Genomic DNA, 19,953 nt, shown 5'->3' with positions numbered 1-19,953 from the left:
CGCCCCTTCTTTTGATACAATAAGAAGAAGACTCACTAAAGGAAGTGGCGTACATGATCAAACGAAGCCTATTGTTATGCTTTTTTCTTATAAGCAGTATTGTGCTGCCTGTGCAGGCATCTGCGATGAATTATGTGGCGATCGGGGATTCGCTTGCAGCGGGCCAAACACCGAATCGGGAAATTGGGGCGGGGTACGCGGATATGATCGCGCTGGCGCTGCAGCCGGAAGTCTTTTCAAAACAGCTTTCAGTGCCTGGGTACACAGTGGGGCAGGTGATCGGGCAGGTGGACAGCGAAGCTGGGAAAAAAGCGATTAAATCAGCGGATTTGATTACGGTTTCAGCTGGGGCGAACGATTTACTGCCGCTTATTCAAAACGATCCGAACCGTGGCATGTTGACATTTAATGCGGTGACAGCCGCGTTTGCGCTGAACGGTGTGCGAGAGGACTACGCACTTTTACTGGAGAAAATAAAGTCGCTGCAGCCGGGTGCGGACGTGTACGTGATGGGGTATTACTTCCCCTATCCTCATGCTTTTGACCAGCATAAGCCGGCTGTCAGTGAACAACTGGACGTACTGAATCAAATCATCAAACAAGAAGCGGACAAAGCAGGGGTTGTTTTTATACCGGTGGCGGACCGGTTCGGACTTGATGCAGTTGAGTATTTGCCGAATCCCGGTGATGTCCATCCAAATGAAGCCGGCTATTTAGAAATGGCTAACGCCTTTTTGGATGTCTCTGCGCCTGGCATGCAAATTCCGGCATCTATTCTGGAACAGCTGCCGGAACCGGTGTCGCTCTCTGAATTGATCAAGCAGCGGAAAGCGGCGGAAGATGAGCCGCAGGAAACCAAAGAAATAGAAGAAACAGCCGCGATTCAAGGCTGCACAAGAGAAGAAGTATACGCATAACCACGTGAGAGGACGCGTTTGAACCGAATTCAAGTCAACAGAAAAAGGTGTTCCCGAATTTCGGGAACACCTTTTTTGTTTTAATTAAACGACACCTTGTGAAATCATCGCATCCGCGACTTTTACGAAGCCGGCAATGTTCGCGCCAACAACAAGGTTGTCCTCGTAGCCAAATTCAGCGGCTGCTTCTTTCGACTGCTTGAAAATGTTTTTCATAATGCCATGAAGCTTGGCATCTACTTCTTCAAACGTCCAAGGCACACGCGCGCTGTTTTGCGCCATTTCAAGAGCGGAAACCGCTACGCCGCCTGCGTTGGCTGCTTTTGCCGGTGCAAAAAGAACGCCGTTTTTCAAGAAAATATCGATTGCTTCAAGCGTTGAAGGCATATTCGCACCTTCGCCGATAGCTTTTACGCCATTGTTCACAAGAAGCTGTGCTGATTCTGCATCGATTTCATTTTGTGTTGCACAAGGAAGAGCGATTTCACATGGAATGCTCCAAATGCCTGCGCAGCCTTCTGTGTAGGTTGCGTTCGGGTGGAAATTCACATATTCGCTGATACGCTTGCGTTCTACTTCTTTTAATTGCTTAACTGTGGCGATATCAATGCCGTTTTCATCGTAAATGTAGCCGCCTGAATCCGAGCATGCGACAACAGTTGCACCAAGTTCTGTAGCTTTTTCCATCGCATAAATGGATACATTTCCAGAACCAGATACAACTACAGTGTGTCCTTTAAATGTTTTCCCTTTGTCACGAAGCATTTCATCAACGAAATAAACCGTTCCAAATCCTGTCGCTTCTGTGCGTGCAAGGCTGCCGCCGTATGCGAGGCCTTTCCCTGTTAAGACGCCAGCTTCATAGCTGCCGCGAAGACGTTTGTACTGACCGAACAAGTAGCCGATTTCGCGTCCGCCGACACCGATGTCGCCAGCTGGTACGTCCACATCTGGACCGATATGGCGGTACAATTCTGTCATGAAGCTTTGTGTAAAACGCATCACTTCATTGTCGGATTTTCCTTTCGGATCAAAGTCAGATCCACCCTTACCGCCGCCGATCGGCTGGCCAGTCAATGAGTTTTTAAAGATTTGCTCGAATCCAAGGAATTTAATGATGCTTGCATTAACAGACGGGTGGAAGCGAAGACCGCCTTTATATGGTCCGATCGCGCTGCTGAACTGAACACGGAAGCCGCGGTTTACCTGCACGCTGCCGTTATCATCTGTCCAAGGCACACGGAAAGAAATCACGCGCTCCGGCTCAACCATGCGCTCTAAAATGTTATGCTGAATGTATTTTGGGTATTTTGCGAATACCGGTGTCAAAGATTCAAAGATTTCTTGAACCGCCTGATGAAATTCGTTTTCGCCGGGATTGCGTTTTTTAACAATTTCAAATACATGGTCTACATATTGTTTAGCAGCCTGCATTTCTTGTGTTAATTCATTTGTGGTTGTCATTTTTATAATCTCCTTTGTGCATAATAAACAATTTTCTGATAACATCATCATATTCTGAAAAAACGATGCCATCAATGCTTTAAAAAGATCAAAATCATCTCTTTTTGATATAGATTTTTTGATTTAAATAGATAACCCGCTTTTTTCACTAAAATCAGTCTTTTTTATACCTAATAGTTACCAAAAATAAAAAATATAAATATTTAATATCATTTTGAGATTAAATTAATAAAACATTCACGAAATAGTCATCATTCGTGAATGCTTTTCTGTTACTTTGCTTATAATTGAATCATTGTATACACAAATACGACAGCAATTGTCACGGGCACAATCCAGCGCATAAGGGGCAGCCAAATGGCATAAGCCGGACTAAGTCTCCCGGCGCTTAACTCAAATTGCTCTTTAACAAGCGCTTGGTCCATCCGCCATACAATAAACAGGGCGATCAGCAAGCTGCCGAGCGGAAGCAGGATGTTGCTGACAAGGTAGTCGGTTAAGTTAAAAATGGTACGGTCAAAGTATGAAATATCAGCCAAAACGCTGAATGACAGCGCAGCAGGAATACCAGCTAAGAAAACAATAATACCCGAGATAAGTGCCATTTTTTTACGTGATGATTCCTCGCCTTTTGTAAAAGCGGCCGTAATGATTTCAAGCAGGCTGAACGACGACGTAAGAGTCGCAAACAGAAACAGCAGCAAAAACATAAACAAAAATAGTTCCCCAAACGGCATTTGCGCAAAAACAGACGGCAGAACGATAAAAAGAAGACCGGGTCCTTCAGTCGGCTCCAGACCGAATGCGAAAACGGCCGGGAAGATGGCAAGTCCCGCTAATACCGAAACGAAAATGTTCATGATCGAAACCCAGCCTGCAGATGCCGGGATGCTGACATCTTTGCCCAAATAGGAGCTGTATGTGACCATACAGGAAAACCCGACAGCCAGTGAAAAAAACGAATGGCCGAGTGCATAAAGAACCGCTTCTCCGGTAATTTCTGAAAAGTCCGGCTGTAAAAAAAACGCAACACCTTCCATTGCGCCATCCAGGGTCAATGAGCGAATGACTAAAATAATAAAGAAAATAAACAAAATGGGCATCATATATTTGCTGGAACGCTCAATTCCATTTTGAATGCCTGCCGCAATAACAAGAATATTCAGCAGCATAAAAACAGCATGGCCGCCGATCGTTAATCCGGCATTAGCTGTGACGGCGTCAAAAAGCGCGACGGGGTCACCGCTATTAATGACGCCTCCGTATAAAGAGCGGACCGTGTAAATAAGCACCCAGCCGCCGACAACGCTGTAAAACGACAGCAGCAAGAAGCAGCCGGCAACACCGATTTTGCCGGTTACCGTCCAAAAGGAATCTGGTGCTAGTTTTTTATAAGCGCTCACTGCTTCACGCCCAGAGCCGCGTCCAATTATAAATTCCGAAATGAGCATTGGCAGCCCGATAAGCAGTGTAAAAAGGATAAATAAAAGCAAAAAAGCCCCGCCGCCGCTTTGCCCGGTCACATAAGGAAATTTCCAAATGGCTCCGAGTCCAATTGCTGCTCCGGCCGATGACAAAATAAAGCCAATTTTAGACGACCATTGTGGCTGTTTTTCCAAAAGATTTTCCTCCAATTGCAAGTGATTTTTTGTTATTTTACTATAACATAAATTGAAATGCATGGCTGAATATATGTTCAAAGCGGATCGAATCGTTTATAATGAGGAAATTAAATTGATAACTGGAGTGTACCCAAATGACTGTAAATATAAATGCGCTTGAAAACTTTCTGAATGGGCAAAGCCGCTATGTAAATCGCGGAAGGCTGCTTGTCAAGTGTCCAGATGGACCCGGTATCGTATCCGCGCTGTCGAAGTTTTTATTCGAACACGGCGCCAACATTATCGAATCGAGCCAATACACGAGCGATCCTGAAGGCGGCACGTTTTTTATCCGCCTTGAATTTGACTGCGACGACCTCATGGCAAAGCGCAGCGTAATGGAAGGGGATTTCACGCCGCTTGCAAAAGAGTTTGACATGGATTTCCGCTTTGCATACAGCAGCGACCGGAAAAAAACGGCGATTTTCGTATCAAAAGAGCCACATTGCTTATTAGAGCTTTTATGGGAATGGCAAAGCGGGGATTTACAGACGGATATCGCCTTTGTGGCCGGGAATCATGAAGATGCCCGTGGCATGGTTGAATCGCTCGGTATTCCATTCCATTACATTCCGGCAAACAAAGACATCCGCAATCAGGTCGAGGAAGAACAATCCCGCCTTATTGAACAATACAATATCGATGTCATTGTCCTGGCTCGTTACATGCAAATTTTAACGCCTGAATTTGTAGAGAAATATCCGAACAAAATTATTAACATCCATCACTCATTCTTGCCGGCGTTTATCGGCGCGCGTCCGTATGAGCGTGCGTATAACCGCGGTGTAAAGCTGATCGGTGCAACGTCTCACTACGTGACAAACGATTTGGATGAAGGTCCGATCATCGAGCAGGATATTGAACGCGTGGATCATCGTGATCATGTAGCGGATTTGAAAAAAATCGGCCGCTCGATTGAACGGCGCGTTTTAGCTCGAGCGGTGAAGTGGCATTTAGAAGACCGTGTCATCGTTCATGGAAATAAAACGATCGTGTTTCAATAAGAAAAAAAGGGATGTGCCCATGCTGGCACATCCCTTTTTTACGTCTTTAAATTTATCAGCATCTTGTGCGCTGCCTCCACTGAATTGGCACAGCCGGTTCATGCGTTTAAATAGTAAAAAAGAAAGAGCTTATTTTTGAAGAAACCGCTTATGCGCCCGGATCGACCGCCAGTAAAAAATGAGTGATACGGCTAAAAGAGCAGGGCCTCCGTATAGGAGCACAGCTTGTTCAGTCCAAAAAGCGGCTGGCACGGTCGGGAATGCAAGAGCGGTGAACAAAAGCGCGTCTCGACGGCTTTTCAGCAAGTAGCGCTCCATTTCGGCGCGTTCCCGATGTGCATCTTGCTGCTCCCGCAATCGGGCTGGTTCATCGAGCGCGGCCGACAGCTTTTGCGGGAGAGAAAGAAGCGGACGCAGCGACTGAAGTAAAATCGTCTGTGGATTTGTTTTGCCGGCATGTTTCCCGAGCCAGTCCAGCACCGGCTGCCGTCCAACCTCCATTAAATCGATATTTGGGTCTAAAATATGCAAAAGACCGATGAACGTAGAGGCAGCCCGTCCTAAAAAGGCAAAACCGGCAGGCATCTGTACTGGTTCCTGCTTAACGATTAGCTGTATTTCTTCAAGCAGCTGCTGAGCGGCAAGATCATCCATTCGCTTAAAAGACTGCGATGTGTACGCGTCGATCATCGCTCTAATCACACGCTTCATCCGTTCCTTGTCCGCACGCGGCAGTAGAAATTGCAGTCCTTCAAGCCCGTCCACCACCTTACTGTAATCTTCTGTTAAAATGCCTTCAATCATTGCGCGGATGTAGATGGCGTCAGTTGCCGGCAGCATGCCGATCATGCCGAAATCAATGAGTACAATCGTGCCATCTGCCTTGACTAATATATTGCCGGGGTGCGGGTCGGCATGAAATTTGCCTTCCTGTAAAAGCTGCTCCAAAAACATGTTAGTCAAACGTTCGGCTAATATATGGCGGTCAATGCCGTTTCGTTCAAGAAAGGCGAGATCCGTGATGCGCGCGCCTTCAATCCATTCCATCACAAGCACGCGTTTTGTTGAAATGTCGCTGTTGTAAGACGGAATATCCACCGCATTAAACGACTCATACCGCTGTTTAAAATAACGGCCGTTGGCAAGTTCGCTTTTAAAATCGAGCTCTGCTCCGATAATGGCAGTCATTTCACGATACAAAGCCGGCAAATCCGTCTGCTTGCCGAATGTCGTGAACCGGCCGGCAAGATTCATTACAATACGGACTGCTTTAAAATCAACGGCGATAATTCGATCAATATCCGGACGCTGTACTTTCACCGCAGCCTCTTCGCCAGAATGAAGCGTTGCTTTATATACTTGACCGATCGAAGCGGACGCCACTGACCGTTCATCGATATGAGAGAGAATCGTCTCAATCGGGCCATTCCACTCTGATTCCATAACCGCTTTGGCTGCTTCCCAGGGCACGGCTGGAACGCGGTCAATTAAATCTTCCAGCTCTTCTAAAAACGCTTTTGGCATGATATCCGCTCGTGTGCTTAAAAATTGCCCAAGCTTAATAAGCAGCCCTTCAAGACGAAGAGCCGTACGACGGTACTCTGCCGCCTGTTTTTTCACAAGCATTTCCCATTTGCGATTCGTTTCCTCTGTCCAGCTGCCACGGTGCCGTCGTTCAAATAACGTCAGCTGAATAAAAAAAACAGCGGCCATTTTAACAATCTTAAAAATACGGAAAAAGGCGATATTGTTCAAAAAATCCATCCTTTCCGAATACGTTTTTTTAAAAGATAAAAAAGTATATATTTTTGGAAACTGTCCAGCTCCAGGCGCCTTCGGCTTGGTCATAAGCCAAGCCCTTCTGGAGGCAAGAAGCGCCTCCTCCAATACTCGTCTTATGCTTGTCGCCAGTAAACGGTCGCCTTGCGCTTTTCTTATTTTACCGGACGGCTGCTGCCACTGTACAATTTCAGTTTGCGAAAGCGCTGTTAGTTTTCAAAACATAAAATGTGGGAACAAACACGGTAGTATGTATAAAAATGTGTGTAAGGGAAAGGGAGATGTGATGTTTGATTCTTTACTGTTTTGCTTAATGATCATGCTCGTGGTCGGAATTGCATCTCAGTGGATGGCTTGGCGTTTCCGGCTTCCTGCGATTGTTGTCATGTCAGTTGCGGGGCTGTTAATCGGTCCGCTGTTTGGCTGGTTTAATCCGAAAGATGTATTTGGGGACTTATTCGGTCCGATTATTTCAGCGGCTGTTGCTATTATTTTATTCGAAGGAAGCTTAAACCTTGATTTTCGTGAAATTAAAACGGTCCGGCAGCCGATCCGCCGTATTGTGACACTCGGCGCGTTTATCGCCTGGATTGCGGGGTCCCTCGCGGCGCATTATGTAGCAGGATTATCTCTTGCTGTAGCATTTGTCATCGGTGGATTGTTTATTGTGACAGGGCCGACTGTCATTTTGCCACTGCTGCGCCAGGCAAAATTAAAACCGCGTACGGCCGCTATTCTGAAATGGGAAGGGATTGTTGTTGACCCATTTGGTGCACTTCTCGCTTTATTCGCATTTGAATTAATTAAATTTTTTACAGGAGAAGTCACTGCGGCAACGTTTATTAACTTCTTGTTTGGCTCAGCTTTTGCCGTTGTGCTTGGCGTTGTTTTTGGAATTGGACTCGGCAAGGCACTTGAGAAAGGACGTGTCCCGGAGTATTTAAAATCACCTGCTGTTTTTATTGTTGTCATCGCCTGCTTTACGATTGCAGATGAAGCAATGCACGAGACAGGTCTTTTGGCCGTTACCGCAATGGGAATGGTCATGGCAAACATGCACATTTCTTCTATTAAAGACATGCGTCATTTTAAAGAGAACATCTCCATTCTCTTGATTTCAACGATTTTTATTATGCTAACCGCGTCTCTGACGAGAGAGACGCTTATGCAGATTTTTGACTTCCGTATTATTGCATTTGTATTGATCATGCTGTTTGTCGTCCGTCCGCTTTCGATTTGGCTGTCAACGGTTGGCACAGACATGACCAAACAGGAAAAAACGCTTGTCGGCTGGATTGCGCCGCGGGGAATTGTGGCGCTAACTGTATCCGGCTACTTTGCCCAATCCTTATTTGAAGCGGGTTATGAAGACGCGTCACTGCTCACGCCGCTTACATTTGCCCTTGTGTTTTCAACCGTTGTTGCCCACGGGTTTTCGATCGGCTGGCTGGCGAAAAAGCTAAATCTCGCCTCTACAGACAAGCCGGGTGTCCTCCTTATCGGCGGCAATACATTTACCGCAAAGCTCGGCAAAACGATGCAGGACTTAAATATTCCGGTTCTTGTCGCAGATGAATCGTGGCAAAGGCTCCATTCAGCACGCCAGGCGAATTTACCGGTGTATCACGGTGAAATTTTGTCAGAAAGCACAGAGTATCATTTGGAGCTGACTCGGTATGACTATATGATCGCTGCAACAAGCGATGAAGCATACAATGCACTCGTTTGCTCAACATTTGTGCCGGAAATGGGGCGTGTGAATTTGTACCAGATTGCAGCAGGGCCGGAGCGGACAGAAACGGCGAAAGAATTCGACAAAACGGTCGGCGGGAAAGTATTGTTTGATTCATCTGCCCACTACCAGGCGCTCACATCACGGGCAGCAGACTACGTTTTCCGAAAAACTGAATTAACAGACCGGTTCCGATACGACAAGTATTTAAAAGAGCTTGATGAAAATACGCTGCTTCTGTTTATTGTTAAGCAATCCGGCAAGCTGGAATTTTACACGCGCGACGTTTCGCCAAAAGGGGAGGCGGGTGACACGATTGTAAGCTTAATGCCGCCGGTGAAAGAGATGGCCAAAGCAAAAGAAAAAATCGCGGAACAGCGCCGCGGCGGGTAAAAAGAAAAAAGCGGCCTTCACCGGGGCCGCTTTTTTCTGACAGTAAATCAGAGAGAGTATGGAATGTATTTTGTAAGTTGAGCCGGTTGGATCGGCTTCTTGACTACAATTATAAATTTATTTGAAAGTGCTTTCATTAAAAAAAGCACAAAATATCATATAAACGACACGAAGCAGAAAAATTTTGACGTTAAGAACAAATTTTGAATGAGATAAATAAGTGGGCTGTTTTTTTCTTATGAAATTGTCGATTTTTCTCCCGCTTTTATACCAAAAAGAGCTGCTTCCGAAGCAGCTCTTGTGAAGGGAAGGTTCTATATATAAACGCCGTACCGTTTTTTTGCTGGAAGTCGGTTTGAGATCGAATTCTTGAGTTGGTTTGCCAAAAAGCGGCCGAACAGACGTCACGAAAGGGAAACAGGCTGTTCCTCACGCATCGTACCGGTTTCAGCGAGTCGTGTATGCCAGGACAATGCTTTTTCGAGTATATGCGGTGTTTGGCCACCACGTGTAAGCGCCTCTTCGTAATAGCTGCGCAGCTGGTCTATGTATGCCGGATGCGCACAATTTTCAATAATAACAAGGGCCCGTTCACGTGGTGCGAGTCCACGCAAGTCCGCAAAACCTTGCTCGGTCACGATGATGTCCACATCGTGCTCCGTATGGTCAACGTGTGAAGCGAACGGGACAATACTGGAGATGGCGCCATTTTTTGCAGTTGATTTTGTCACAAAAATCGCGGTCCGGCAGTTGCGGGCAAAGTCCCCTGATCCGCCGATGCCATTCATCATTTTTGTACCAGAGACGTGAGTGGAATTCACGTTTCCATAAATATCCACTTCAAGCGCCGTGTTAATGGACAATAAGCCAAGTCGACGGATGAGTTCTGGGTGGTTCGATATTTCCTGCGGCCTGAGCACCAGCTTGTCCCGGTACTTCGCTAAATTCGAATAAATGTCGGTCATTTTTTCTTCAGACAATGTAATGGAGCAGCCGGAAGCGAAACGGATTTTACCGTGATCAAACAAATCAAAAACGGCATCCTGCAGTACTTCAGAATACACTTCCAGGTTTTCAAATTCCGAGTCAATAAGTCCGTGCATCACTGCATTGGCAATCGAGCCGATGCCGGACTGCAGCGGCGCGAGTTCATTCGTGAGACGACCCGCTTTGACTTCTTCACGGAAAAAGGTGATTAAATGATTGGCCATTTGTGCCGTCTCTGCATCTGGCGGCACAATAGTGGACGGTGAATCCTGGGCATTCGTCAGTACAATGCCTTTTACTTTTGCGGGATCAACGCGAATGCCGATGTCCCCAATGCGTTCATCTACTGATGTCAGCATGATCGGCCCTCGTCTGCCTTGATCGTTCGGACTGTAAATGTCATGAAGGCCTTCGAGTTCCGCCGGCTGTGCGGTATTCAGTTCAACAATGACATTCTCTGCTTTTTCCACAAAAATTGATGAGTTGCCGACGGAGGTCGCCGGAATAATTAGCCCGTCTTCTGTAATGGCGACTGCTTCTACAATGGCATAATCAATCGGGCCGAGTACACCGCTGCGGATGGATTCCGCGGTGTGGGATAAATGCTGATCGACAAAAAACAGCTGGCCGTCGTTTATTTCTTTTCGCATCACTGGGTCCGCCTGAAATGGAAGGCGTTTATGAATAATTCCGGCTTCTGCCATCATTTTATCTAAATCAAAGCCGAGCGAAGCCCCCGTGAAAATGTTCACTTTAAACGATTCTGTTTTCGCCCGTTCCACAAGTGACATCGGCACCGCTTTTGCATCTCCAGCCCGTGTAAATCCGCTTAACCCCAATGTCATCCCGTCTTCAATCCAGGATGCAGCTTCATCCGCGCCCACTATCCTGCTTCTTAATTCCTCGATGCGAATACGTTCATTCATTGTGAATCGATCCCCCTGGTTCATTTTAACAAGTGTAGCAGTATTTGAAAGGGTTTTCATTTGCCTCGGAATGAAAAGCCGCAAAAAAGACGCGAAGGAGAAATTTCGCGTCATCAAGCAAGTTTGTTAATAATTGAGCGCTTTACGGAATGCGCTCGTGTACGTTTGAGTAACGGGGATTTTCGTCCGGTCCTTCATAATAAGCAAAAAAGTCGAATGGGAATCCGGCTGAATTTCCTGAATAAAGTTCACGTTGACGATGTAGGAGCGGTGTACGCGGATAAACGCGTCGTCCGGCAGCATAAATTCAAGTTCTGTTAAGTTCAGCTTATGGTAGCCGCTTCCTGTTTGCGCCAGCACGCGCGTTTTACGTCCTTCCGATTCCAGGTATAAAACATCAGAATACGGAATCGGATACCACCGGTCTTCTGCTTTGATTGTTAAAATATTACGTGAAATCGGCGAAGGTTTAGCCGGATAAATGGTCGTAATCGCGCCAGTCAGCACGTGGTCATCAAAAATCGGTACACTCATTGCATAGTAGGGGATGCCGTACACATCGCTGTCAATATACGTTGACACTTGATGCTTTTCCGTAATTGCCTGCTGTGTCACGCTGCCTTGTTTAATCGGATCGCCCGCCCGGATGTGCAAGTCAACTAGGCGGCTAGACTGGTAATAAATAAATTTTTCGTGATTCGACACGGCAACAGACGTATTAGGCGGAAAAAATTCTTTCATCACTTCCATCAATCCGGAAACGGTCAGTTGATCCATTTATTCCACCTCTTTATATGGGCTATAGTACAATAATTTTAACATATATATAGGGGGAAACACTGTGGCAAAAGGAAAAACAAATGCGATGCGGCTGCTTGACGCGGCAGGCATTTCGTATCAAATGCATGAATATGACAACAAGGATGGAAAAATTGATGGCGTGTCCGTTGCGGAGAAAATCGGTGTCGCTCCGCAGCGCGTCTTTAAAACACTGGTTGCACAAGGCACGGGTCGATTGTATGTGTTCGTTGTGCCGGTAGAATGTGAGCTTGATTTAAAAAAAGCGGCTCGCGCGGCAGGTGAAAAAAAGATCGAGATGATACCAGTGAAAGACATCCAAAAGCAGACCGGCTACATACGCGGCGGCTGTTCACCGGTTGGCATGAAAAAGCTGTACCCGACATTTATCGACGTTCAGGCGGAAAAATTAAAGACTATGGTTGTCAGTGCCGGCAAGATCGGAGCACAAATTGAACTCGCTCCGAAAAAGCTTGCTGACGTAGTAAACGCTTCTTTTTTTGAAGTTGTGAACAAAGTTTGAATGAAATGTTACTGAATTGTGGAAAATGTGGTTTTCGGGCGGCTGGCGGTTCTTTTTTGAAAAAAATGGGCGTATACTTAGGGCATCAAATTAAACAGGAGTTGACCCATAACCATGATGGTCGTTGAAAATCTTCTTGACGTGAAAAGCTATTTTGCCGGTGAAGTAAAAGAAAACTTTGTAGTGCAGTACGAAAAAATGGCGACATCAGGCGCATTTTTTAAAGCAGGCGGATGGCATGAACTCGAAGAAGAAACAGCGGAATGTGTAAAAGTGTTATGCCAGACAGGAGACGCATGCTCCGTCACACGAGTAAAAGAGTATCCCGTAAACGCTGAATCAACCGTAGATGCCGTTTTAGCCCGCATCCGCGAATCACATAGCGACATTTTTAAAGGATAATATATATGAAAGAGCCGGTTTCCCTTTTTGTGAGGGGAGCCGGCTTTTTTGTTGAAAATGGACGTCAATTCGGCTGAGTGGACATAACTGTGTGTGAATGGACGTAAATTTTTATTAAGTGGACAGAAAGAAGGCAGGGGGTGGACACAAAACTGGCCAAGTGGGCATAAAAAATGAAGCAGCACCGCACACTGCCTCATTTATAGTCAAAAAACGCACCAATTTTTTCATCAACAATCGCTGTTTCATGAAGGCCGCTATGAGTAATGTTTTTATCATACAGTACCTCAACGCGGTATTGGTCTTCCGGCACAAGCGCTTTGAAGCTGAGCGCGCTTTGAAGCCGGGTTACCTGATCACCAGTGCCTGCAATATTTAATACGTTCGTCCCTGACGGAAACCGGTTATGATTGGCGGCGATTTTTGCAAGTGCCGGGGACCCGGGCATTAAATCATATACGGCAGGACCTTGATTTTGTATGAACCAGCGGCTTCCGGAAACGCCATCAAATGGACTGCCGATCGTGACAAGCTGATCTGTCATCGGGTGGAGATCAGGGTTATACAGCTCCTGTAAAAATTTCACTGAAACAATTCCACCCATCGAATGGCTGACGATTTTTACACGCTCCACGCCATATTCTTTTTTCAGCACTTGCATGACAGCAGCAAGTGCACGTGATGTATCATCAAAAGAAGCCCGGTTATTTTCAAAAATCAAATGAATAAAGGCGGGGCGATCCGCGGAAAAAGGCTCTTCGCGAACAAGCAGCCGGCCGGTCCGGGTAACATTCATCGTCAGTGCTCGTTCTCCCCAGCCCCGCTTCTCAAATCGGCCAATCATCATATTAAACGACCGCGCTGTGCCTTTAAAGCCGTGAACGAACAAAACCGGATCTTTATATTGGTTGCCAGATACGGCATAATCACTTTTTTCGAGGGTTAAAAAACTCATATAAATCAAAAAAGCTGCTGCTAAAAATAAGCCGTATTTCCGCATGGCCGGTCGTTCCTCTCCGTTAAAAGTAGTGCTTTTTATTATACGAAACTTCGACAAAAAGATACAGACCGGAATATTATCGAATAAAAGGGAGGTGGTTTCAGTGAAGGAATTGATTGGTCAATGTGCTGCATGCGGGAAAGATGTGTATTGCCTGGACGGATTTTTAAACGGCGTGAAAGAAGAAGAGGAGTTACTTTGTTTTGATTGTGCGGATGGAGACCAATAAGAACAATCTCTTGCTGGTCTCCAGAAATTCTTTTCTTAAAATTGAACACGCCTGATGTACTCTTGAAAATGTTCTTCGGCCTCCGCCACATCGTACGTACTGAAGAGCCGGTAAGCGTCCGCGTCAAGCACACGGTAGTGGCCGCTGATCATGTTTTGCTGAAGACGGAAGCCGTTTTGGTGATCAAGCTCCCGCCACCAGACACGCCCGCCCATCGTTTTATCTCTTTGAGGACGTGTAATAGTATCGTGCGCAGCGAGCTCGGCGATTTCAACGGGATCACCGCCGAGCGCGGATTGGAGAATGTCACTGTCACGGAACAAAGCGCAGACAGCTGCGGTCGTCGTCCAGCCTGCTAATATGCGTTCTTTTTCAATTTGAACAAGTGTTTTTTTCGATAAGCCGATTACTTCTGCCATTTTATCCTGTGTATAGCCACGTTCTGTGCGGATTAATTTAAATTTAGACGAAACAACGTCGATTACGTTATCTTTCTTCATGAACATCACCTCTTTCGTGTAGTTTTACACCATGAATAAAATCCGTCAACCTTTTTTAACGTGAATCGTTTCTACATCGCCTTTTTCCAAATCACTATATACTTTTTGCTCATCCGCCAGTGAAAGGGTACCAGGAATCATGACAGTTGTTGTAAGCTCTTCTTCTTGAATAATTCCGGTTTTCACGATAACTTCATTTTTTGCCTGGGACTGGTATACACTTGCTCCGATAAAAGCAACAATAATAACAGCAACAAGTGGAACAAGCACTTTCTTTTTTTGAGCATCTTAATAACCTGTCCCCATTAAGAATCCGATTACAATGGTGACGATGGAAAGAACAGCTACAATAATCCATGCGGCCCGTTTTGAAATCGATGCTACAACTGGGAGGCCGGTTCCGGTAAGAATGACTGACCAAATTGTGAAGATTTCTACCATATTGAGAGCGCCGCCCATTTTCCCATCCAATCCCAGCAGGCCGTTTATACTCGTCACATTTGGATCTGTACCTGCTGCTAGAGCAACACCGTAGTTGATAATTTGCCCGATCGTAATAATGAAGACAAGAAAGATGGTAAAGCTGACTAAATGCTTAAACGTTGTGTCACCACCAGCTATTTTCACAATTAAATACATAATGCCGGCACTGATTGAAATAGTAAGTGGAAACATAATTACACCCGTGATCAAGCCGGTAATCAGTGAGATGTTTCGGGCTTGGTCTATAGACAAGCCACTTTCTGACATGAGTTGAAGTGATTCAGGAAGCAGCATAGCCAACAAAAGGGATCAGGTGAAAAGAATGAGGACGATGACACTGGGTCCCCAAATTACCGGTCTTTGTTTCATCCGTTTGAATTGCTCAACAGGGCTTGTGATCAAGCCAAAAAGGGAAGGTTTCGGATGCGTGGTCTTGCTTGTTTCTTCAATCATGTTCTCATACTCCTTTTTTTGATAAAATAGGTACGGGAATTCATACGTATCATGTCGAAAAAAATGGAAATAAAAAAGCTGTCCCATTTGAGACAGCTTTCCTTTTTAATCAATTTCTTTCCCAGCTGCTTCACGAATTTCGGTCCGCTTCTGGTACAAGTTCGATAAAATTGTTTTGACGACACCGTAAAACGGAATCGCAAGAATAATACCCCAAATACCAGCGATATTTCCAGCTGCTAAAATAACGGTAATGACCGTGAGCGGGTGAATATCGAGCGCTTTGCCCATAACGTTCGGTGAGATAAAGTTACTTTCAATCTGCTGGGCTACGAGCATAATGATCGCGACGTAAAGCGCCATTTGCGGCTCTTGCATCAACGCGATAATCAAAGCCGGCACAACGGCCAAATACGGGCCGAGAAATGGAATCACGTTAGTGAACATGCCGAACAGTGCCAACAATAGTGCATAATCAAGACCGATAATTAGGTAACCAATTAATAACATAACGCCGACAAGAAAGCTGACCAACAGCTGGCCTTGAATATAAGAACGGAGGGTTACGTCCAAATCGTGCAGCGTCTTACGAACCCATGTTCTTCGTTCACCATGGAAAAAGCCAGCCAAAAACGGGGCGAATTTTTCATGATCCTTCAGCATGTAGATGAGGAAAAATGGCGCTAATACAAGTAAAAATAGTCCTTGAATAAAGTTTTGCAGGAATGTCAGCAGCCATGAGCCAAAGCCGGCAGCCCAATCATTTACATTGTTTGTCACATTGCTGATCGCTTTTTCAACCGAATCCTGTGCCTGCGGCGGAAGATCATCGCGCTGGCTCAGCAAGTAATCAACCCATTTCTCGCCTTCGTTAATCATTTCAGGTGTACTTTTGGCGAGAGATGCTGATTGTTCCCCAATTACCGGGGCGATCATCGCATAAATAAGCCAAAAAGTAAAAATGACAACGGTAAGCACGAATGTAATCGATGCCCAGCGCGGGAGTTTTTTCGACTCAAGAAAGTGGAGCAGCGGCCGTGTTAAGTAAAAAAGTACACCACCAATTAAAAGCGGCAGGAAAATCGTTCTGGCAATAATAACGAATGGATTAAATACTTCTTGAATTTGCTGAAACATAAAGATAATCAGCATTGCCAGTAAGATACCGATCCCTGTTTGAAACCAAAGTTTATGTGTCAAAATAAACTACTTCCTTTCTATGTAACATCTTATCTTTACCCGATTATACGAAAAAAAAGTCGGGAAGTTGCGGCTTTTTAAAAATAAAGATGCGCAATGCCCGCAATAATAGGCAGTGAGATAAGTGTACGGATGATTAAGATAACAAATAGAAATTCTTCCTTTGTGTAAATATTCATCACTTGCACAATTTAATTCATTGTTCCCCGAAACTATATGCTTCAGTATATGTTCATAAAAAACAGAATTTTGATGGCGCTTACAATCCTTAAGCCGCAGTATTCCAGCATTTTTCCGGCTTCCGAACTATTTTCATGTTAAAATGGGAAGGGATTAAATATAAATGAGAAGGTGACACGAATGATTACAAGCATCGCAACGGATATGGACGGAACGTTACTGAACGGAAAAATGGAAGTAAGCGAAGCGAACCGCGCCGCCATTAAAAAAGCGCAGGAGCTTGGCATCGAAGTCGTTGTCGCAACAGGCCGATCTTATATGGAAGCTCGTTTTGCGCTCGACGGAACCGGCATTGAGTGCCCGATTATTGCCGCAAACGGGGCGGAAGTGCGCAATGCGAAAGGTGAAATCATTCAATTTACGGCGCTTGAAGATGATTTGGCATACGATTTGTATCACCGTTTGAAAGATGTCGGTGTTTACTTTGAAGTATATACCAATCAAGCGACTTATACAGACAACGCGGAAAAAGCAGTTGAGCTTTTGATTGATATCGTGCTGTCTGCGCATCCTGAAACAAAAGAGGAAGACATTCGTGAGCGGGCGAAACTCCGCATTGAACGCGGTCTCGTAAAGCAAGTGAACGATTATGAAGAAATCATTCGTGACACGAGTCAGCACATTTACAAATTTTTCGTTTTTTCAACAGATTATGATCTATTGCAAAAAGCGGCCGACCGGCTTGAAAATATAGACGGTGTAGCGGTCAGTTCTTCAGGAAATGAAAACTTGGAAGTGACGAACGACCAAGCGCAAAAAGGAATTACTTTGGAGAATTATTTGGCATCAAAAGGGCTGTCCATGAAAGATGCGCTTGCAGTCGGCGACAATTACAATGATTTGTCGATGCTCGAGCGTGTGGGCTATTCGTATGCGATGGGCAATGCGGATGCGAACATAAAAAAAGCCGCCCGATTTGAAACGGCGAAAAATGAAGACAGCGGCGTGGCCAAGGCGATTGAAGATGCACTGGAACGAAGCATGGTCAAATGATACAATAATTCTTAAAATTCGTAATTAGAAGGAGAATTCGCTTTGTCAAAAGTATCGGTAGAAGAAATCGTCGTGGCGAACCAGGTGCTCAAAGACGTGGTTATCAAGACACCGCTTCAAAAAAATGATATTTTATCCGCGCGTTACGGCTGTAACGTGTATTTAAAACGCGAAGATTTACAAATCGTCCGCTCATTTAAGCTGCGCGGGGCGTACAACTTTATCCGCAGCCTTACGGCGGAAGAACGTGCAAAAGGAGTGGTTTGCGCGAGCGCCGGCAATCATGCCCAGGGCGTCGCTTATTCGTGCTTTGCGATGGGCATTGAAGGGAAAATTTTTATGCCGTCAACAACACCGCGCCAAAAAGTATCACAGGTGAAGCGGTTTGGCGGCGATAAAGTGTCGGTTGTGTTAACAGGCGACACGTTTGATGATTCTTACATAGCGGCAATGGAATACTGCACGGCTGAAGAAAAAATGTTTGTCCATCCATTTGATGACTACCGGACGATTGCTGGACAGGGGACTGTGGCTGTGGAAATTTTAAACGACATGCAGGCACCGATTGACTACATGTTCTGTTCGATCGGCGGCGGGGGTCTGGCTGCAGGCGTTGGTTCCTATTTAAAAGGCATCAGCCCGGCAACAAAGCTGATCGGCGTGGAGCCAGAAGGAGCAGCCGGCATGAAAGCGTCACTGAATAATGGACAAGTAACCCGCCTCGATACGATCGATCCATTTGTAGACGGTGCAGCAGTGAAACAAGTCGGTGATGTCACGATGGACATTTGCATGGACGTGCTGGATGGCATTTCAGTCATTCCGGAAGGCAAAGTTTGTACAACGATCCTGCAGCTGTATAACGAAAATGCGATTGTCGCAGAGCCGGCAGGCGCATTATCTGTGGCGGCGCTTGATTTTTATAAGGAAGAAATTAAAGGGAAAAATGTTGTCTGCATTGTAAGCGGCGGCAACAATGATATTGAACGCATGCAGGAAATTAAAGAGCGTTCGCTTATTTATGAAGGACTGAAGCATTACTTTATTGTCACATTCCCTCAGCGCGCTGGTGCACTGCGCAAATTTATGGATCAGGTGCTGGGCGAGCAGGATGACATTACCCGTTTTGAATACACGAAACGGACGAATCGTGATGAAGGCCCGGTGCTTGTTGGCATTGAGCTGAAGTATAAAGAAGACTACGAACCGCTCGTGAAGCGCATGAAAGAAAATGGATTCCCATATATGGAAATTAATAATGATCCGTTGTTATTTAACTTGTTAATCTAAAAGAAAAGCGCAAGACGGCCGTTCAGGCCCGGCAGGCGTAAGACGGACCAGCAGAGTGGCGCTCTTTGCCACACGGCTGTGACGGCTTATGACCGAGGGCCTGGCCGTCTGGAGCTAGACATCACCTTAGAATAAAAGGCTAAGAGCGCAGCGTCCTGTGGCGTTCGCCCGACAGATCATCCGGATCGTCGCAACGCCTTTGTGACCCGCATCCTGCGGGCCTAAAAAAGCTGATCTGCGGCCGCAGATCAGCTTTTTATATCTGTTACTTTATCTTTTTCATCAAATGTATACGTCCAAAAATGTTCGTAGTTGAAGCGATCGTGCAGCTCGCTTCCTTCAGCAGCCACGCTTGTTTCAAGTTCTTTCAGCATCCAGATTGTCTGGGAGATATGTGCTTTCATCGCTTCCATTTTTTTATCATACACGTGCCGGATGTCGTAGCGAATATCCGCCGCACCAATTTCTTCAAGCGTATTGTTCGCAAACGCGACGCAGTGCAGCTTCGGCCGTTTTTCTGCATCCATCGCGCGTACCGCCCGGACAACCGCGCGTGCTGTCGCTTCATGGTCTGGGTGGACGGAGTATTCCGGATAAAAGGAAATTACAAGTGAAGGATCAAGCTCGTTAATTAAATTCGTTACGAGGTCCATCATTTTTTGATCATCTTCAAACTCAAGCGTTTTATCACGAAGCCCCATCATGCGCAAATCTTGAATGCCAATTGCGTCCGCTGCTTTTTGCAGCTCCGCTTTCCGGATATCCGGCAGCGACTCACGCGTCGCAAACGGGGGATTGCCAAGGTTCCGTCCCATTTCGCCAAGTGTTAAACACGCATATGTGACCGGCGTTTTACGCTCTGTATGAATGGCAATCGTGCCAGAGACACCAAACGCTTCATCATCGGGATGCGGGAAAATGACGAGTACGTGGCGCTCCTGTTCAATTTCCATTGTTTCTGTCATCGTCTTCATTCCTT

Annotated in this window: 20 protein-coding genes; 8 read left to right on the top strand and 12 right to left on the bottom strand. The window is 45.8% G+C overall.

Translation table 11 applies throughout. The features are described from left to right. Positions 1-53: 53 nt before the first annotated feature. Positions 54-917 carry an SGNH/GDSL hydrolase family protein gene (locus VQ00_RS05275; RefSeq protein WP_052728352.1) on the top strand — a complete coding sequence of 288 codons (864 nt, stop codon included), beginning with the start codon at positions 54-56 and terminating at the stop codon, positions 915-917. An 84-nt stretch (positions 918-1,001) separates the two neighbouring features. On the opposite strand, the gene gdhA is transcribed toward VQ00_RS05275, so the two are convergent. Beyond that, the gene (gene gdhA, locus VQ00_RS05270; protein ID WP_046179101.1) at positions 1,002-2,381 is read right to left on the bottom strand and encodes an NADP-specific glutamate dehydrogenase; all 1,380 of its coding nucleotides are present in this window, start codon (positions 2,379-2,381) and stop codon (positions 1,002-1,004) included. A gap of 281 nt (positions 2,382-2,662) precedes the next feature. Next, positions 2,663-4,000 (bottom strand): sodium-dependent transporter, encoded by a 1,338-nt coding sequence (locus tag VQ00_RS05265; protein ID WP_046179100.1) that lies wholly within the window; start codon positions 3,998-4,000, stop codon positions 2,663-2,665. A 137-nt stretch (positions 4,001-4,137) separates the two neighbouring features. Here VQ00_RS05265 and purU point away from each other — a divergent pair, with 137 nt between their 5' ends. Further along, on the top strand, positions 4,138-5,046 hold the full coding sequence (purU, locus tag VQ00_RS05260) for a formyltetrahydrofolate deformylase (protein ID WP_046179099.1): 909 nt from the start codon (positions 4,138-4,140) through the stop codon (positions 5,044-5,046). Between the two features lie 129 nt (positions 5,047-5,175). Here the strand turns inward: purU and VQ00_RS05255 are convergent, their stop codons facing one another. Continuing rightward, positions 5,176-6,801, bottom strand: coding sequence for an ABC1 kinase family protein (locus VQ00_RS05255; protein ID WP_082091477.1), 1,626 nt, complete (start codon positions 6,799-6,801; stop codon positions 5,176-5,178). 310 nt (positions 6,802-7,111) lie between these two features. Between VQ00_RS05255 and VQ00_RS05250 the strand changes: the two genes are divergently transcribed. Beyond that, positions 7,112-8,950 (top strand): cation:proton antiporter, encoded by a 1,839-nt coding sequence (locus VQ00_RS05250; RefSeq protein ID WP_046179098.1) that lies wholly within the window; start codon positions 7,112-7,114, stop codon positions 8,948-8,950. A 404-nt stretch (positions 8,951-9,354) separates the two neighbouring features. On the opposite strand, the gene scpC is transcribed toward VQ00_RS05250, so the two are convergent. Then, on the bottom strand, positions 9,355-10,863 hold the full coding sequence (gene scpC, locus VQ00_RS05245) for a succinyl-CoA:acetate CoA-transferase ScpC (protein ID WP_046179097.1): 1,509 nt from the start codon (positions 10,861-10,863) through the stop codon (positions 9,355-9,357). A gap of 126 nt (positions 10,864-10,989) precedes the next feature. Then, positions 10,990-11,640 (bottom strand): LytTR family DNA-binding domain-containing protein, encoded by a 651-nt coding sequence (locus tag VQ00_RS05240; RefSeq protein ID WP_046179096.1) that lies wholly within the window; start codon positions 11,638-11,640, stop codon positions 10,990-10,992. 64 nt (positions 11,641-11,704) lie between these two features. On the opposite strand from VQ00_RS05240, the gene ybaK reads away from it, so the two are divergent. Continuing rightward, the gene (gene ybaK / locus VQ00_RS05235) at positions 11,705-12,184 is read left to right on the top strand and encodes a Cys-tRNA(Pro) deacylase (protein WP_046179095.1); all 480 of its coding nucleotides are present in this window, start codon (positions 11,705-11,707) and stop codon (positions 12,182-12,184) included. Positions 12,185-12,298: 114 nt separating this feature from the next. Then, positions 12,299-12,586 carry a macro domain-containing protein gene (locus VQ00_RS05230; RefSeq protein ID WP_046179094.1) on the top strand — a complete coding sequence of 96 codons (288 nt, stop codon included), beginning with the start codon at positions 12,299-12,301 and terminating at the stop codon, positions 12,584-12,586. A 196-nt stretch (positions 12,587-12,782) separates the two neighbouring features. Here the strand turns inward: VQ00_RS05230 and VQ00_RS05225 are convergent, their stop codons facing one another. Then, the gene (locus VQ00_RS05225) at positions 12,783-13,586 is read right to left on the bottom strand and encodes an alpha/beta hydrolase (protein WP_046179093.1); all 804 of its coding nucleotides are present in this window, start codon (positions 13,584-13,586) and stop codon (positions 12,783-12,785) included. Positions 13,587-13,689: 103 nt separating this feature from the next. Here VQ00_RS05225 and VQ00_RS19330 point away from each other — a divergent pair, with 103 nt between their 5' ends. Beyond that, complete coding sequence (locus VQ00_RS19330; RefSeq protein WP_256519584.1) at positions 13,690-13,815, top strand: hypothetical protein; 126 nt, start codon at positions 13,690-13,692, stop codon at positions 13,813-13,815. A 35-nt stretch (positions 13,816-13,850) separates the two neighbouring features. Here VQ00_RS19330 and VQ00_RS05220 read toward each other — a convergent pair whose 3' ends face one another. The 5 genes from VQ00_RS05220 to VQ00_RS05205 all read right to left on the bottom strand — a co-directional run bounded on the left by VQ00_RS05220 (position 13,851) and on the right by VQ00_RS05205 (position 16,451). After that, positions 13,851-14,315, bottom strand: a complete 465-nt coding sequence (locus tag VQ00_RS05220) for a helix-turn-helix transcriptional regulator (protein WP_172645544.1) — start codon at positions 14,313-14,315, stop codon at positions 13,851-13,853. Positions 14,316-14,360: 45 nt separating this feature from the next. Further along, complete coding sequence (locus VQ00_RS05215; protein ID WP_046179091.1) at positions 14,361-14,585, bottom strand: hypothetical protein; 225 nt, start codon at positions 14,583-14,585, stop codon at positions 14,361-14,363. Positions 14,586-14,603: 18 nt separating this feature from the next. Then, a complete protein-coding gene (gene yknW, locus VQ00_RS05210; RefSeq protein WP_245618041.1) occupies positions 14,604-15,092 on the bottom strand; it encodes a YknW family membrane protein in 489 nt (162 codons plus the stop codon). A 15-nt stretch (positions 15,093-15,107) separates the two neighbouring features. Further along, positions 15,108-15,251 carry a hypothetical protein gene (locus VQ00_RS18445; protein WP_156153974.1) on the bottom strand — a complete coding sequence of 48 codons (144 nt, stop codon included), beginning with the start codon at positions 15,249-15,251 and terminating at the stop codon, positions 15,108-15,110. 105 nt (positions 15,252-15,356) lie between these two features. Further along, a complete protein-coding gene (locus VQ00_RS05205) occupies positions 15,357-16,451 on the bottom strand; it encodes an AI-2E family transporter (RefSeq protein ID WP_046179090.1) in 1,095 nt (364 codons plus the stop codon). 360 nt (positions 16,452-16,811) lie between these two features. On the opposite strand from VQ00_RS05205, the gene VQ00_RS05200 reads away from it, so the two are divergent. Both VQ00_RS05200 and ilvA read left to right on the top strand, forming a co-directional pair. Further along, positions 16,812-17,684, top strand: coding sequence for a Cof-type HAD-IIB family hydrolase (locus VQ00_RS05200; protein ID WP_046179089.1), 873 nt, complete (start codon positions 16,812-16,814; stop codon positions 17,682-17,684). A 42-nt stretch (positions 17,685-17,726) separates the two neighbouring features. Beyond that, positions 17,727-18,974, top strand: coding sequence for a threonine ammonia-lyase IlvA (gene ilvA / locus VQ00_RS05195; protein ID WP_046179088.1), 1,248 nt, complete (start codon positions 17,727-17,729; stop codon positions 18,972-18,974). 248 nt (positions 18,975-19,222) lie between these two features. On the opposite strand, the gene bshB2 is transcribed toward ilvA, so the two are convergent. Beyond that, positions 19,223-19,939 carry a bacillithiol biosynthesis deacetylase BshB2 gene (gene bshB2 / locus VQ00_RS05190; protein ID WP_245618035.1) on the bottom strand — a complete coding sequence of 239 codons (717 nt, stop codon included), beginning with the start codon at positions 19,937-19,939 and terminating at the stop codon, positions 19,223-19,225. Positions 19,940-19,953: the final 14 nt, after the last annotated feature.

The organism is Domibacillus tundrae (assembly GCF_000970675.1).
GTDB classification, from domain to species: Bacteria; Bacillota; Bacilli; order Bacillales; family Domibacillaceae; genus Domibacillus; species Domibacillus tundrae.
The sequence above is the reverse complement of the archived record's forward strand: the minus strand, read 5'-3'. Positions and strand labels throughout refer to the sequence as shown.

Coding starts and splice junctions, on each gene's coding strand:
- VQ00_RS05275 (WP_052728352.1), top strand. CDS start 54: ATGATCAAACGAAGCCTATTGTTATGCTTTTTTCTTATAAGCAGTATT.
- gdhA (WP_046179101.1), bottom strand. CDS start 2,381: ATGACAACCACAAATGAATTAACACAAGAAATGCAGGCTGCTAAACAA.
- purU (WP_046179099.1), top strand. CDS start 4,138: ATGACTGTAAATATAAATGCGCTTGAAAACTTTCTGAATGGGCAAAGC.
- VQ00_RS05250 (WP_046179098.1), top strand. CDS start 7,112: ATGTTTGATTCTTTACTGTTTTGCTTAATGATCATGCTCGTGGTCGGA.
- scpC (WP_046179097.1), bottom strand. CDS start 10,863: ATGAATGAACGTATTCGCATCGAGGAATTAAGAAGCAGGATAGTGGGC.
- VQ00_RS05240 (WP_046179096.1), bottom strand. CDS start 11,640: ATGGATCAACTGACCGTTTCCGGATTGATGGAAGTGATGAAAGAATTT.
- VQ00_RS05230 (WP_046179094.1), top strand. CDS start 12,299: ATGATGGTCGTTGAAAATCTTCTTGACGTGAAAAGCTATTTTGCCGGT.
- VQ00_RS05225 (WP_046179093.1), bottom strand. CDS start 13,586: ATGCGGAAATACGGCTTATTTTTAGCAGCAGCTTTTTTGATTTATATG.
- VQ00_RS05220 (WP_172645544.1), bottom strand. CDS start 14,315: ATGAAGAAAGATAACGTAATCGACGTTGTTTCGTCTAAATTTAAATTA.
- yknW (WP_245618041.1), bottom strand. CDS start 15,092: ATGCTGCTTCCTGAATCACTTCAACTCATGTCAGAAAGTGGCTTGTCT.
- VQ00_RS18445 (WP_156153974.1), bottom strand. CDS start 15,251: ATGATTGAAGAAACAAGCAAGACCACGCATCCGAAACCTTCCCTTTTT.
- VQ00_RS05200 (WP_046179089.1), top strand. CDS start 16,812: ATGATTACAAGCATCGCAACGGATATGGACGGAACGTTACTGAACGGA.
- bshB2 (WP_245618035.1), bottom strand. CDS start 19,939: ATGACAGAAACAATGGAAATTGAACAGGAGCGCCACGTACTCGTCATT.